Origin of the sequence: Vibrio sp. VB16 (genome assembly GCF_015594925.2) — a bacterium.
In the GTDB taxonomy this organism is placed as follows: domain Bacteria; phylum Pseudomonadota; class Gammaproteobacteria; order Enterobacterales; family Vibrionaceae; genus Vibrio.
In genome coordinates this window covers 893,577-908,429 of record NZ_CP087590.1, presented here as the reverse complement: position 1 = coordinate 908,429, position 14,853 = coordinate 893,577, and the positions used below count along the sequence as shown (strand labels likewise).

Here is a 14,853-nt window from a genome sequence, read left to right as displayed (position 1 = left end):
TTTAATTGTCTGATAGAGATAGTTGTTCAAGAAAAGTGGTCACCTGTTTTAAATCTCTTGTTCTAGGAAACGGCGGTAGACTTTGTAAAAAAACGCCACCGTAATCTCGAGTGACTAAGCGATTATCACAGATAATCAATACACCTTTATCTTTTCTATCTCGGATTAATCGTCCGACCCCTTGCTTTAACGTGATCACCGCATCTGGTAGCTGAACTTGCGAAAAAGGTTCTCCTCCGCTTAATTTACAGTCTTCGATACGTGCTTTTAACAGCGGATCATCCGGGGCAGTAAATGGTAATTTGTCGATAATAACACAGCTTAACGTATCGCCTCTAACATCTATCCCTTCCCAAAATGCGCCAGTGGCAACCAACAATGCATTACCCAACTGCATAAATTCGGCGAGAAGCTTCTGCTTGCTGGTTTCGCCCTGCATCAATACAGGAATATTTAACTGTGTTCTAAACCCTTCAGTGAGTTCTTTCATCATGCTATGCGACGTACACAGAAAGAAACAGCGACCGTTATTTTTCTCTATAACTGGCGCTAACATCTCAACCAACTTATGAGATAAACCGGGGCTGTTTGGTTCTGGAAGATATCTTGGCACACAGAGCTTAGCCTGAGTTTGGTAATCAAAAGGGCTAGGTAGAGAAAACTGCTCTGTCGGCTGTAATCCTAGGCGATGGGTAAAGTGACTAAAGTCATCCGATACCGCTAACGTGGCAGAAGTAAAGATCCAACTCCCCTCTTTCAACTCTACCTGCTCTCTAAATTTCTCAGCAACGGAAAGTGGGGTTATATGCAAAGTAAAATGACGCGGTGACAAGTCATACCAATAAGAGTATCCAGTAATAGATACATCGCATACTCTGTTTAACCTTGCCTTTATTGCATTCGCTCGTTCAAATGCAGTATCTAATAATTGACTGCGACCAAGCGCCAATTTCAACACGTCTATCGCCAGATCTAACCCATCGATAAGTCTATTGAGTTCTCTCGCGATAGGTTCCGATTTCAATGCTTCTCGCCAGTTACCTCTAAAACCTGTATCGCCCAAAGCAATGCGCATGTCCATGGCTGATTGACTCAACCTTACCGACACTTTTTGTAACTGCCTCATGTCGCGCGCTTCGGTTCGATACCCAATTTCAATATCTTTAGAAAGCTCTTGTATTTGTCTACTCGATATTGACTGCCCGAAGTACTGGCTGGCGATATCTGGTAACTGGTGGGCTTCATCAAATATGAAAACATCAGCATCTGGGATTAACTCACCAAAACCGGTCTCCTTGATGGCTAAATCGGCCAAAAAAAGATGATGATTGACAACGATCACGTCAGAATCCATAGCTCGTTTTCTCGCCTTTAGAACAAAGCAATCTTGAAAACTAGGGCATTCCTTACCTAAGCAATTGTCATTGCTCGATGTAATGGTTGGAATTACAGGGCTATCCTCTGCTATCTCTTCACATTCACCTAAGTCTCCACTTTTAGTTGCAGAAGACCAACTGCGTACTTTTACAAGCTGCGTCAACAAGGTGGGATCCGCTTCGTTAGTATGGCTCTCAAGTACCTGGCGGCTAAGTCGATCTAAACACAGATAATTTGAGCGCCCTTTTAGCAACGCCACTTGACCATAATAACCAAGTGCGTCAACCATCAATGGCAGATCACGATGAAATAGCTGCTCTTGAAGGTTTTTGGACCCAGTACTAATGACAACTTTTTTACCGCTGAGCAGCGCTGGCACTAAATAAGCAAATGTTTTGCCTGTTCCTGTACCGGCTTCAACCACAAGTTGAGACTTGTTTTTTATTGCTTGATCAACAGCCTCAGCCATATCTAACTGGGCTTTTCGAGCAGAAAAACCAGGTATAGCTTTGCCAAGCGCGCCATCAGCGGAAAACGTTTTGCGTATCATTTCATTACAAAGGAAGAGAAACTATAAGAAGATTATGTCAGGTTTGAAGAGTTGGTGCGAATAGAGAATCTATCCACACCAAGAAACTGAATTGAGTAAAAAGGAGATTTATTTACGATGTAGGAATCTGGACAACCAAGCCGGGCCTTCAAACTCATCATGTTCAGACATGATGTTTCTCGCCGCCTCAGCGGGTGTTGTTCTGCTTTCCCAAAGCTCTGACATAGTTTCTTCATCAATTTCTTGAGAGCCAACCATGCTATTAATTCTTTTTCCATAGAGTTTACGAGCAAGTAGTTCTTTATCCATTACATAGTACCTCATAATAAATTGGGTCAAACAACGCTTAAAAAACTAACCAATAAGATGCATACTGCGTTAAATACTATTTTTATTTAGTTGAAACAATAACAAGAATAGATTAACTATAGAGTTATTATTGTGGCACCAGTCACTATTTATAAAAGCCATGAGCTTTTAAAACTATTTTTATATTTTACATAAATTGTACTTTCGGAAGTAAAAAGAATGGAAAAGAAGACCTTACTAACCCATTGCAGCGACGCACCGGGTTTGATAGCAAAAATCACCAACATCTGTTACAAGCACCAGCTAAACATTATCCATAATAATGAATATGTCGATAATGCCAGTGGTCATTTTTTTATGCGTACCGAACTTGAAGGCCACTTTAACGATGTGACTTTCCTTGCGGATCTTGATCAAGCCCTTCCTGAAGGTACAAAACGCAAATTAATGAGCTCAACGAGAAAGAAAGTCGTTATTCTGGTCACAAAAGAATCCCACTGTTTGGGTGATATTCTTATGAAATCATATGATGGAAGCTTAGGTGTTGATATTGCTGCGGTTGTCGGTAACTATGACTCGCTGCAAGGTCTAACTGAAAAATTCGATATTCCCTATCATCATGTTTCACATGTGGACTTAACCCGTGAAGAACATGAAGCGAAAATGCTTAATGTTATCGATAGCTATCAAGCGGACTATTTAGTCCTAGCCAAATACATGCGTGTACTTACACCAAGTTTTGTCGAAAACTATCACCACAAAATCATTAATATTCATCATAGCTTTCTGCCAGCATTCATTGGTGCGAAGCCTTATCAACAAGCCTATGATCGTGGTGTAAAAATCATTGGTGCGACCGCACACTTTGTCACCAATGACTTAGATGAAGGTCCTATCATCAAACAAGACGTTATACCCGTCGACCATAATTTTAGTGCTAACGATATGGCACAGGCTGGACGAGACGTTGAAAAAAGTGTTTTAAGCAAAGCATTAACAAAAGTCGTTAACGACCATGTTTTTGTCTATGGGAATAAAACCGTTATTTTATAATGACAGCACAGAATAAAAAAGGCAGCCTCGAGGCTGCCTTTTTTATCGCTTTCAAATCACTAAACCTGACTTCTACCCAGAGAAATAACGACTCGCCTGTTCTGATCTTTACCTATTGGCGACGCGTTATCAGCAATTGGTCTGCGTTCACCATAACCTTGAATCTGAATCCGTTTATCTTTCATTCCTATTGACTTAAAATAATCTTTAAGCACCACCGCTCGTCTTTCAGAGAGTGATTGGTTTACATCTTTTTCACCACTAGAATCGGTATAAGCCGAGACCAAGACAAGGTCAATATCCTGATTGTACCTGACGTATTCTGCTATCTGAAATAGCCGTTTTTGAGACGCCTTATTCAACTGATCGCTGTTTCTATCGTAATGCAAAATGGTAAACGAAATATCTTCAAAACTGTACGGCAATAACTGACTCAAACAAAAAGTGAAAGCGTCATATTTTTGTCTAAAAGTAACGGCAGACAGCGAAACCTCAACCCTTTGGTTTCGACTCAGCCAATCTGCATAACTAAAAGTGGGATACCGACCTTTTTCTAACTCCGATAATATTCCCCACGCGGCTTGTCCACCCACATAGCCATCAAATTGTTTGAAGAATTTCATGGTATTCATTCTGTCGGCACTCTCACCTGGTCGCCAGGCAGGAGGTAATGAAACTAAACTGACACTGCGAGTTTCTCCCATTGGACGACGCATTTTTAGTTCAAAGTCGAGATTGATTTTTTTACTGGCACGTGACGAGAATTCCGCCTGACCGTAATGAGGGATGGGGTGTACCAGACGGCACTCTAAAGGGCTATTCGCTACCATTTCCCATTTTGATTGCTCTGGCGATGCCGCATAGCGGACAGCCGTTGCCTCTGAGATTGGAGATATCAGAGCAGAGGTAACAAAGGCACATAACGCAATCCGTTTTTTCATAACCATTAAAACTCTTTATTCAGAAACGGCAAGTTGCTGCCGTTTTACTAGGAAAACCAGTCCATTTATTTGCTAACTTCTTCTATATTGTAATCTCTATTGCAAAAACTTAGCCAAGTTATAGAAAGAGAATTGATTTTAGCCATTTTGCTTACGCTTAGAATCTGTAATAATGCTTTCCCTATCGCACTTATCTGTTTATCAATATAAAAAGTACCCATGACTGTAGAAAATGAAGAGTTCACCCTTAAAAAACGCTTTCGCGGCTATTTTCCAGTCGTTATTGATGTAGAGACTGCTGGTTTTAATGCAAGAACCGATGCACTTCTGGAGATCTGCGCAATAACGTTAAGAATGGACGAAAATGGAGACCTTCATCCTGCTTCAACGATTCATTTTCATGTCGAACCTTTTGAAGGGGCGAATATTGAGAAAGAAGCATTAGATTTTAACGGTATTCGCGACCCATTCAGTCCACTGCGTGGCGCGGTACCTGAGTCTGAAGCGTTGAAAGAGATATACAAGTTAATCAGAAAAGAACAAAAACAAGCCGATTGCAGCCGTGCAATCATGGTCGCTCACAATGCGACGTTTGATCATAGTTTTGTCATGCAAGCTAGCGAACGCGGTAAGTTAAAAAGAGTCCCATTTCACCCCTTTGCTACTTTTGACACGGCAGCATTAAGTGGATTAGCTTACGGCCAAACCGTTTTGGCCAAAGCTTGCAAGACCGCAGGGATGGAATTTGATAGTAAAGAAGCCCACTCAGCCCTATACGACACAGAACGAACAGCTGAGTTATTTTGCAGAATCGTCAATAAGTGGAAAGCCTTAGGAGGCTGGCCCCTTGCCCACGACGAGACTGAACAACAATAATACAAACACAATTCAAACGAGAATAATATGAATCCTGTAGTTATTTCAGTATGTATCATGCTGTTGCTAGCACTAATGAGAGTTAACGTCGTCGTTGCTCTTACCTTTAGTGCTATCGTTGGAGGCCTTGTTTCCGGCATGAGCTTGAACGATGCTGTCACCGCCTTTGAAAGTGGTCTAGGTGGCGGTGCAACCATTGCCTTGAGTTATGCCATGTTAGGAACCTTCGCGGTTGCTATTTCAAAGTCTGGCTTAACCGATTTATTGGCACAAAGCGTGATTAAGCGAATTCACGGTAAAGAAAATGGGGCTGCAACTACTGGGCTTAAATACGCCGTTATCTGCGCGTTAATTCTTGTGACTATGTCTTCACAAAACGTTATCCCTGTCCATATCGCCTTTATTCCAATTTTGATTCCACCACTTTTGGGCGTATTTGCAAAACTTAAGCTTGATCGCCGTCTCATTGCCTGTGTGCTCACTTTTGGCCTTGTAACCCCATATATGGTATTGCCAATCGGGTTTGGTGGTATTTTCTTAAACAATATTCTCCTTAAGAGTTTACGTGACAACGGGTTACCCGATGTAGTCGCGAGCCAAGTACCTACGGCAATGATGCTACCTGGTTTAGGTATGATTTTTGGTCTGCTTGTCGCTATCTTTGTTACCTACCGCAAACCTCGTGAATACAACGAAACTGAGCTCACTACAGTTCATAATGATGTTCAGATAGATAAAAAGAATATCGCTATCGCGGCCTTGGCTATTATCGCAGCACTTGGAGCACAACTCTCCACTGGTTCAATGATTATTGGTGGTTTAGCCGGCTTCATGGTATTTACTTTCGGTGGGGTTATTGCTTGGAAAGAGACGCACGATGTGTTTACACGTGGCGTCCATATGATGGCGATGATTGGTTTTATTATGATTGCGGCTGCGGGTTTCGCCGCGGTGATGAAACAGAGTGGAGGAGTCGAAACATTAGTTGAGTCTCTTTCGACAAGTATTGGTGACAATAAGGCGTTAGCTGCACTACTTATGCTTATTGTTGGCTTATTGGTTACAATGGGTATCGGGTCTTCTTTTTCTACTATCCCGATCATTGCCACCATTTATGTACCGCTTGCGATTGCGTTTGGCTTTTCACCTATGGCGACCATTGCTCTTGTGGGTACAGCCGCAGCACTAGGTGACGCAGGTTCACCGGCTTCTGACTCGACCCTTGGTCCAACATCAGGCCTAAATGCCGACGGACAACATGAACACGTGTGGGAAACCGTTGTACCAACCTTTGTTCACTATAATATTCCATTGATTATATTTGGTTGGGTTGCGGCCATGGTACTTTAGCCGACGCTTCAAGTTTCAATACGAAAACAACCTCAAAAAAAACCAGTCATTGTAAAATGACTGGTTTTTTTCATTGATGCTAAATTCACAGTAAAGAGAAAACGCTTATTCCGCTTTTTCAACCGCTTCTTTAATAAGAGGTTGAAGCTCTCCTTTTTGGAACATCTCTAAAATAATATCGCAACCACCGATAAGTTCACCGCCAATCCACAATTGTGGGAAAGTAGGCCATTGCGCATAAACAGGTAATTCTGCGCGGATATCAGGGTTTTGTAGTATATCTACATAAGCAAACTGCTCACCACACGCCATTAGCGCCTGTGAGGCTTGAGATGAAAAACCACAACTAGGTAGTTTAGGTGAACCTTTCATATAAAGTAGAATCGAATTCTCTTCGAGCTGCTGTTTAATTTTATCGATAGTTTCCATTGTCTTCTCACCGTACGTTTTAAGGCTTAACATTATTGATACATTCTACTTGTTTGCACAAGAATAAAAAGCACAATATAAATAGGGTTTTTGAGCTATGCTTACTTTTTAGAATCTAGTTTTATAAGTGACATTTTTGAGTTTTTTTTGTTAATAAGCTTTTAATAAAGTAAAAACTTGATAAACTAGTTAGCGAGTCAGTCATTTTGACGAAATAAAAATAATTATTGGAAGCAATCGAAAGAATTTGTTCTTTCAAATCAATGGAGAATCCGGCAATGGCTTTTGAATTACCAGCACTTCCTTTTGCAAAAGATGCATTAGAACCACACATCTCTGCAGAAACATTAGATTTCCACCACGGCAAGCATCACAACACTTATGTTGTTAAGCTTAATGGCCTAATCCCTGGTACTGAATTTGAAAACAAAACATTAGAAGAGATCATCAAGACTTCTTCTGCTGGTATTTTTAACAATGCCGCTCAAATTTGGAACCACACGTTCTATTGGCATTGCCTAGCACCTAACGCTGGTGGCGAACCAACTGGCGCTGTAGCGGATGCTATAACAGCATCATTTGGCTCATTTGAAGCATTCAAAGCAAAGTTCACTGATTCTGCAATCAACAACTTTGGTTCTTCTTGGACTTGGCTTGTTAAAAAAGCTGACGGTTCTCTAGATATTGTAAATACTTCTAATGCTGCGACACCACTTACAGATGAAAGCCTAACGCCTCTACTGACTGTAGATTTATGGGAACACGCTTACTACATCGATTACCGTAACGTGCGTCCAGACTACATGAATGGTTTCTGGTCTCTCGTTAACTGGGCATTCGTAGCGGAAAACCTAGCTAAGTAATTTGGCGTCTATTAAGTAAAAAAGCTGGCCTATGCCGGCTTTTTTTCGTTTTAAACAAACCAAAAATGAAAAATAAGATTACCTCTTTGAGGTAATTAAAATATCCATCGACAACGTTTGATTCTCAGACAATAATTACGCCAACAAGATACATCAAAAATCTAGATTATCTCTATTACACAAACCTCTATTTGATGGCGTTACCCCCTCTTTCGTCGCCATAACTTATGTCTACTCGCCTAGGTCACAATCAACATTGTGATAGTTATTGGACACATTAATGCCTACTTCTTTTCTATGGAAACCGGTCTTACTTGCCAGTTTGATCGTTAGTATTGGCCAATTTAGTATGGGATTAGTCTTCCCATCCTTACCTTGGATAGCCCAAGATTTTGCTATTTCGTCCGACGAGGCTCAGCTACTAATTTCTGTGTATTTACTTGGATTTGGTCCTTCACAACTAATCTATGGGCCAATATCCGATGCATTAGGACGAAAACCCATACTTATTGCAGGGCTAACTTTAGCTCTCATAGGCTTGTCACTCACCGTGACAGCCAGTCACTCTTTTAACATGTTAGTTATTGGTCGATTTATACAAGGACTAGGTGCAGGATGTTGCGCTGTATTAGCCAGAGCATCACTACGGGACTCTTACGATGGTTCCAACTTACCTAGAGCATTGTCATGGGTGACTATCGTTGCATCATTCACACCGATTATAGCGCCAGTACTCGGTGGTTTTATCAATCACAGTTTTGGTTGGTTAGCGGTATTTATCGCCCTTCTTTCTTATATCGCGATCGTGCTGCTATTATTGATTTTTCTATTCTCCGAAACCTTACCTAAGAAAAAACCGTTGCCAAATGTTCGGGCTATGTTGAGTACCTACAAAAGCCTCATTAAGTCGCGTTATTTCTGTAGCTTTGCGAGTATTGGTTGGTTCAACTTTAGCCTGATTGTTGTTTCTATCTCGGTGATGCCTTTTATCATGCAGATACAGATTGGCATGACATCGGATCAATATGCATTGTGGGCGTTAATTCCAGCATGTGGGCTCTTAGTTGGAGGGACAATATGTAATCGAATCCGTCCGATTATTGGTACAAAGAAAATGCTCTTCTGCGTACCAGTTATTCATCTAAGCGCTGGGCTATGGTTGATATGCGCTCCCTTGACACCTATGGCAATGATGTTTGGTCAGTTTCTTCTTACTCTAGGGAATGGTATTGCCTTTCCTTGTGCTCAAACACAGCTACTTGTCCCATACAAAGAAAAGGCGGGGTCAGTTGCCGCTCTTTCAGGCGCGGGTCAGATGACATTCTCAGCGCTATTTAGTATGTTTCTGATGAGCCTTGGTATTCAAGAGGCCTGGCATTTGGGGTTGGTTATCGGTTTTCTGGCGTCACTTAGTGCTGTCAGCATGTGGTTTGGTTTCAAATCTCAACCAGTGTAATCACATGGCTAGGGTTTGTTGAACTCTCGTGGTTTCCTAATAAAGCCTTAAATGTGTCATGCCCATTCCGCTAAATAGTTGGCCAGACGAAATATGAGCGATGGATAAAACATAAAAAAGCTCGGTAAACACCGAGCTTTCTGCACTACTTATTTCTGGCCATACCACTATTTAATCGCGCTGCTATCCAAATACGCTTTAGTAGAGATATCCGTCCATGCACGAACTCTTTTCAAATAACTCGCTTGTGAGTCGATGATTTTTTTCGCCAATGGGTCCTTAGCGGCAAACTCTTCGAGAAGGGTATCTTTTTCTTTACGCATTCTTTCGAGGACCGCTGGTGGGAAATCGCGTACTTTAATATCCGGATTATCAATCAACATTTTTTCCCAGCTCGTAGCATTCGCATCTATTGCTTGGGTGTACATGTCAAAAGCCGCAACGCGGAACGACGTCTCAAGAATGATCTGCAGATCCTTCGGCAATTTATCCCACGATTTCTTATTGACCAAAAACTGAGTCTCAGAGCCTGGCTCATGCCACGCCGTATAATAATAAGGTGCGATATTTTGGAAACCCATTCTTAGATCAAATGCCGGACCTACCCACTCGAGAGCATCGATAGTGCCGCGCTCTAGTGAGGTGTAGAGCTCACCCGGTGCAATATTCGTTGGCTTAGCACCGACACGCGCAAAGACCTCACCAGCGAACCCTGGAATACGCATCTTCAAGCCTTGTAGATCGTCGATAGAGTTGATCTCTTTTTTAAACCACCCACCCATTTGAATATCTGAGTTACCACCAGGAAAAGAAAGCAAGTTATGAGGGGCATACACTTCTTGCATTAGCTCTATACCGCCGCCATGGTAGAACCAAGCGTATTGTTCTGTGGTCATCATGCCAAACGGCATTGATGAGAAATAAAGTGTGTTAGGCACTTTACCTTTCCAATAATAAGAGCTCGAATGGCCCAGATCATATTGACCTGATTTCACCATATCAAACACACCGAGAGGTGCTTTATGCTTATTTGCTGAATCTATTCGAATTTGAAGACGGCCATTTGACATTTCGTTGGCTAGCTTTGCCATGTTTTTACTGGCATCGCCTAAAATAGGTGTATTAGGGCCCCACGTTTCGGCAAGCTTTAGTCGATACACTTTTTCTGCTGCCTGAGCCGAAAGTGAAAAAACGGCTATCGCTGTAACCGCGGCTGTTTTTAATAACAACTTAATTTTGTTTTGGGATTCCATCCGTTCCTCTATATTTTTTGTCCTTAATATGTATAGATAAATTTACGGTATCCACTACCAAGGTCAAGTAATATTTACGCAATGAATAAAAAAAACGATGCTTTCACATCGTTTTTTCGATCTAACCCCTAAAATAGGCAGTTTACATTAACGGCATACCGATCAATTTACCATGTAAGAACATGATAAATGCACCGGATAACACAACACCAAGAACGACAGCAATGATGTCATTCAGACCTGATGGTTTCAGTCCTGGAAGTGCGCGTTGTTCACGTTTCTTCATTGATATTCGATCTAACACCGCCCATGCTAAGAAAGCACCGAATAAAATGACATCGGCTAGCATGCCATTAACCATTAAGTGGCTTAATGCCCAGAGTTTTACCGCAAGCAACTGTGGGTGTTTAGTCACCTGTTTTATCTTACCGGGAAAATAAGGGGCCACAAAGAGGATCATGGCTGCCAGCATTAACAGGTAAGTCACATGACGGAACCAAAAAGGCGTTGTATAGAGAAGTACAGGTTCCATTCTTAGCGCATTGTAACCAACCGCAATGAAGTATATTCCTGCAATTGAGGCTAAAGAGTAAATCGCTTTCCAACCCAATTCACTTTTCTCCACCATTTTTTCTCTAACCGATGGAAAAAAGATAGACGCACAATGCATCCCTAAAAATAGAAATAGTCCTAACAGTAAACTAAACATGACAATGCTTCCTTGTGATGAGCAAAAAATCTTCACTACGGTGGTGAGATTTCCGTTATTTTTCAATGACCAATATACAGTCTAATGACATGAAAATGGCATTATTTATACTAATTCCAAAACAAAAAAAAAGCCCGAACAATCGTTCAAGCTTCTTATCATTTATGAAAAGTAGGTAAAGATTACCAACCAGTCACTTCGCGAAGAGCGGTTCCGATATCAGCCAAACTTTTCACCGTTTTAACTCCAGCTAACTCTAGTGCAGCAAATTTGTCTTCCGCTGTGCCCATACCACCAGAAATTATCGCACCAGCATGACCCATGCGCTTACCTGGAGGCGCGGTAACACCTGCAATATAAGAGACGACTGGTTTAGTCACGTTCTCTTTAATATATGCTGCTGCTTCTTCTTCTGCTGTACCACCGATCTCGCCGATCATTACGATAGCTTCCGTTTCCGGATCTTCTTGGAACAGCTTAAGAATATCGATAAAGTTTGAGCCTGGGATAGGGTCTCCGCCAATACCAACACATGTTGATTGACCGAAACCTTCATCCGTCGTCTGCTTAACCGCTTCATATGTCAGTGTCCCTGAACGAGACACGATACCCACTTTACCTTTCTTGTGGATATGGCCTGGCATGATACCGATCTTACACTCATCTGGAGTAATAACGCCCGGACAGTTAGGACCAATCATTCGTACACCAGATTCATCTAAACGTACTTTAACGTCTAAAAGATCAAGCGTTGGGATACCCTCTGTAATCGTTACGATTAGCTTAATTCCAGCATCGATAGCTTCAAGAATGGCATCTTTACAAAAAGGAGCAGGTACATAGATAACCGACGCAGTCGCGCCTGTTTTTTCAACTGCATCACGCACTGTATTGAATACCGGAAGGCCCAAATGGATTTGGCCTCCTTTACCTGGAGAAACACCACCAACCATTTGTGTGCCGTAATCGATCGCTTGCTCTGAATGAAAAGTACCTTGCCCACCAGTAAAACCTTGGCAGATAACCTTCGTGTTTTTATCAATTAATATAGACATTATTTGCCCTCCGCTGCTGCAACTACTTTTTCCGCTGCTTCTTTTAGCGAGTTCGCGGCAATGATGTTTAATCCACTTTCAGCCAGTTTCTTCGAGCCTAGTGGAGCGTTATTACCTTCAAGTCGAACAACAACAGGAACCTTCACACCGACTTCTTCCACTGCGCCGATAATACCATCTGCGATTAAATCACAGCGTACAATCCCACCGAAGATATTAACGAGTACGGCTTTGACGTTATCGTCAGACAAGATAATCTTAAATGCTTCTGTAACACGCTCTTTCGTTGCGCCACCACCAACATCCAAGAAGTTAGCAGGTTGGCCACCGTGAAGGTTCACGATATCCATTGTACCCATTGCTAAGCCAGCGCCGTTAACCATGCAACCAATGCTGCCATCGAGTGCAACGTAGTTAAGTTCCCACTGTGCAGCATGGGCTTCACGCACATCCTCTTGAGATGGGTCGTGCATTTCTCGTAGCTTAGGCTGACGATACATTGCATTTGAATCGATGTTGATTTTGCCATCTAAGCAAAGAAGGTTACCGTCGCCAGTAATTACCAACGGATTTATTTCTAGAAGCGCAAGATCGTACTGAGCAAACATATTTCCGAGACCCATAAAGATCTTCGTAAATTGTTTGATTTGATCGCCAGCTAAGCCAAGCTTGAATGCTAGCTCACGGCCTTGATAAGCTTGAGGGCCTACAAGTGGGTCAATAGCCGCTTTATGAATAAGCTCTGGTGTCTCTTCTGCAACTTTCTCTATTTCCACACCACCTTCCGTCGACGCCATAAATACGATTCGACGTGACGAACGGTCAACAACGGCACCAAGGTATAATTCATTAGCAATGCTTGAGGCTTCTTCAACCAAAATTTTCGTTACTGGTTGACCTTTTGCATCCGTTTGATAAGTAACTAGGTTTTTACCTAACCATTTTTGAGCAAACGCTTTTACACCATCTTTAGTGTCATGTAGCTCAACACCACCAGCTTTACCACGTCCACCTGCGTGAACCTGACATTTAACAACTTTTTTCTCGGTATTAATGCGGCCTGCCGCTTCAAAAGCTTCTTGGGGAGTATCACAAGCGTAGCCTTCTGGTACTGGCAATCCGAATTCAGCAAATAGCTGTTTCGCTTGATATTCATGCAAATTCATTGTGCTATTCCATTTTTCTATCCCTTAAGGGATTATTATTTCCATAAGGTACCCAATATTATTCATTGATAAAACGATATTGAGGCTGCCTTCACGTAGGTAAGGTACTTCTCAACTAGTGACTACTGGGCTCTTTCCGATTGAAATAAAAGCCGACTCAGACAAAGAGTGGTTTTAATCTCAAGGTAATTCTAGTTGATAAAAAGAGCCAGACGTTGAGCGTGCCTGACTCCATTTTCTTTTAACGCTTATACATCAAGTAATAAGCGAGCTGGGTCTTCAAGTAGTTCTTTTATTGTCACTAAGAATCCAACCGATTCTTTGCCATCAATTAGGCGGTGATCATAAGATAACGCAAGGTACATCATAGGAAGTATTTCTACTTTCCCATTAACTGCCATCGGACGATCTTGAATTTTATGCATACCCAAAATCGCCGCTTGCGGCGGGTTGATAATAGGGGTAGACATCAGTGATCCAAATACACCACCATTCGTGATGGTGAAATTGCCGCCGATAAGTTCTTCAACTTTCAGTTTTCCATCACGACCTTTAATCGCAAGCTCTTTGATGCCTTTTTCAATATCGGCCATGCCTAGCATGTCGCAATCTTTAAGTACCGGTGTGACTAAGCCTCGAGGAGTAGATACCGCCATACTGATATCGAAATAGTTGTGATAAACAATCTCTTCACCATCGATAGATGCATTGACTTCCGGATAACGTTTTAACGCTTCAGTTACGGCTTTAACATAGAAGGACATGAAACCTAATCGTGTACCATGGCGCTTCTCAAACTGTTCTTGATACTGTTTGCGAAGTTCCATAATTGGCTTCATGTTGACTTCATTAAACGTCGTCAACATTGCTGTGCTGTTCTTCGCTTCTAACAAACGTTTGGCAACAGTTTTGCGAAGGCGTGTCATTGGAACGCGTTTCTGACTGCGAGCTGCAGCAGGCACTTCAACAACTGGCTCAGCAACGGCTTTAGGTGCCACCTTAGCGTTCGCTAGATAGCTATCTACATCTTCACGCGTGATTCGACCGCCAACACCAGTACCAGTAACCTTGCTCGCTTCTATGCTGTGTTCAGCCAATAGACGGCGAATCGCAGGACTCAACGCATCGTTAGACTCTTCGGTAAGAGACGCTTTATGGCGTTGATCTGGCGATGCTTCAGTTAACGTTGTTGAATCAACCGTTGGTTCACCAGCAACTGCACCCGGTTTGATTCTGGCAATAAGCTGTTTAGACAGTACTGTTGCACCTTCTTCTTCAATGATAGCTTCTAACACACCAGCTTCTGGAGCGGGTACTTCCAAAACTACTTTGTCCGTTTCAATATCAACAATTACTTCATCACGAGCTACTGCGTCACCAGGTTTTTTGTGCCATGTAGCAACCGTTGCGTCTGCAACGGATTCAGGCAAATCTGGAACCAGAATTTCAATTGTCATAGTTTATTC

The 14,853-nt window shown here is 42.1% G+C and carries 14 protein-coding genes; 5 read left to right on the top strand and 9 right to left on the bottom strand.

Features of this window, described 5'->3' with window-relative positions:
* Position 1: 1 nt before the first annotated feature.
* Entirely contained in the window at positions 2-1,927 is a 1,926-nt protein-coding gene (locus IUZ65_RS04405) for an ATP-dependent DNA helicase (protein WP_195702586.1), read from the bottom strand.
* 108 nt (positions 1,928-2,035) lie between these two features.
* Positions 2,036-2,236 (bottom strand): hypothetical protein, encoded by a 201-nt coding sequence (locus IUZ65_RS04400; protein WP_195702585.1) that lies wholly within the window; start codon positions 2,234-2,236, stop codon positions 2,036-2,038.
* Between the two features lie 219 nt (positions 2,237-2,455).
* On the opposite strand from IUZ65_RS04400, the gene purU reads away from it, so the two are divergent.
* Positions 2,456-3,289 (top strand): formyltetrahydrofolate deformylase, encoded by an 834-nt coding sequence (gene purU, locus IUZ65_RS04395; RefSeq protein WP_195702584.1) that lies wholly within the window; start codon positions 2,456-2,458, stop codon positions 3,287-3,289.
* A gap of 59 nt (positions 3,290-3,348) precedes the next feature.
* Here the strand turns inward: purU and motY are convergent, their stop codons facing one another.
* Positions 3,349-4,230 carry a flagellar protein MotY gene (gene motY, locus IUZ65_RS04390; protein ID WP_195702583.1) on the bottom strand — a complete coding sequence of 294 codons (882 nt, stop codon included), beginning with the start codon at positions 4,228-4,230 and terminating at the stop codon, positions 3,349-3,351.
* A 219-nt stretch (positions 4,231-4,449) separates the two neighbouring features.
* On the opposite strand from motY, the gene rnt reads away from it, so the two are divergent.
* Positions 4,450-5,106 (top strand): ribonuclease T, encoded by a 657-nt coding sequence (gene rnt, locus IUZ65_RS04385; RefSeq protein WP_195702582.1) that lies wholly within the window; start codon positions 4,450-4,452, stop codon positions 5,104-5,106.
* Between the two features lie 27 nt (positions 5,107-5,133).
* Positions 5,134-6,456 carry a Na+/H+ antiporter family protein gene (locus IUZ65_RS04380; RefSeq protein WP_195702581.1) on the top strand — a complete coding sequence of 441 codons (1,323 nt, stop codon included), beginning with the start codon at positions 5,134-5,136 and terminating at the stop codon, positions 6,454-6,456.
* A gap of 105 nt (positions 6,457-6,561) precedes the next feature.
* Here the strand turns inward: IUZ65_RS04380 and grxD are convergent, their stop codons facing one another.
* Positions 6,562-6,885: a Grx4 family monothiol glutaredoxin gene (grxD, locus tag IUZ65_RS04375; RefSeq protein ID WP_195702580.1), complete on the bottom strand. Its 324-nt coding sequence runs from the start codon at positions 6,883-6,885 to the stop codon at positions 6,562-6,564.
* A gap of 278 nt (positions 6,886-7,163) precedes the next feature.
* On the opposite strand from grxD, the gene sodB reads away from it, so the two are divergent.
* Together sodB and IUZ65_RS04365 are read left to right on the top strand one after the other, a co-directional pair.
* On the top strand, positions 7,164-7,748 hold the full coding sequence (sodB, locus tag IUZ65_RS04370) for a superoxide dismutase [Fe] (protein WP_195702579.1): 585 nt from the start codon (positions 7,164-7,166) through the stop codon (positions 7,746-7,748).
* 280 nt (positions 7,749-8,028) lie between these two features.
* Positions 8,029-9,204: a multidrug effflux MFS transporter gene (locus IUZ65_RS04365; protein ID WP_195702578.1), complete on the top strand. Its 1,176-nt coding sequence runs from the start codon at positions 8,029-8,031 to the stop codon at positions 9,202-9,204.
* 167 nt (positions 9,205-9,371) lie between these two features.
* Here IUZ65_RS04365 and IUZ65_RS04360 read toward each other — a convergent pair whose 3' ends face one another.
* The 5 genes from IUZ65_RS04360 to odhB all read right to left on the bottom strand — a co-directional run bounded on the left by IUZ65_RS04360 (position 9,372) and on the right by odhB (position 14,844).
* A complete protein-coding gene (locus IUZ65_RS04360; RefSeq protein ID WP_195702577.1) occupies positions 9,372-10,457 on the bottom strand; it encodes a TRAP transporter substrate-binding protein in 1,086 nt (361 codons plus the stop codon).
* 142 nt (positions 10,458-10,599) lie between these two features.
* Positions 10,600-11,166: an NnrU family protein gene (locus IUZ65_RS04355; RefSeq protein WP_195702576.1), complete on the bottom strand. Its 567-nt coding sequence runs from the start codon at positions 11,164-11,166 to the stop codon at positions 10,600-10,602.
* Positions 11,167-11,348: 182 nt separating this feature from the next.
* Positions 11,349-12,221, bottom strand: coding sequence for a succinate--CoA ligase subunit alpha (gene sucD / locus IUZ65_RS04350; protein ID WP_195702575.1), 873 nt, complete (start codon positions 12,219-12,221; stop codon positions 11,349-11,351).
* Positions 12,221-13,387: an ADP-forming succinate--CoA ligase subunit beta gene (gene sucC / locus IUZ65_RS04345; protein WP_195702574.1), complete on the bottom strand. Its 1,167-nt coding sequence runs from the start codon at positions 13,385-13,387 to the stop codon at positions 12,221-12,223. The genes sucD and sucC overlap by 1 nt, the downstream gene beginning before the upstream one ends.
* 248 nt (positions 13,388-13,635) lie before the next feature.
* On the bottom strand, positions 13,636-14,844 hold the full coding sequence (gene odhB, locus IUZ65_RS04340; RefSeq protein WP_195702573.1) for a 2-oxoglutarate dehydrogenase complex dihydrolipoyllysine-residue succinyltransferase: 1,209 nt from the start codon (positions 14,842-14,844) through the stop codon (positions 13,636-13,638).
* Positions 14,845-14,853 lie beyond the last annotated feature (9 nt).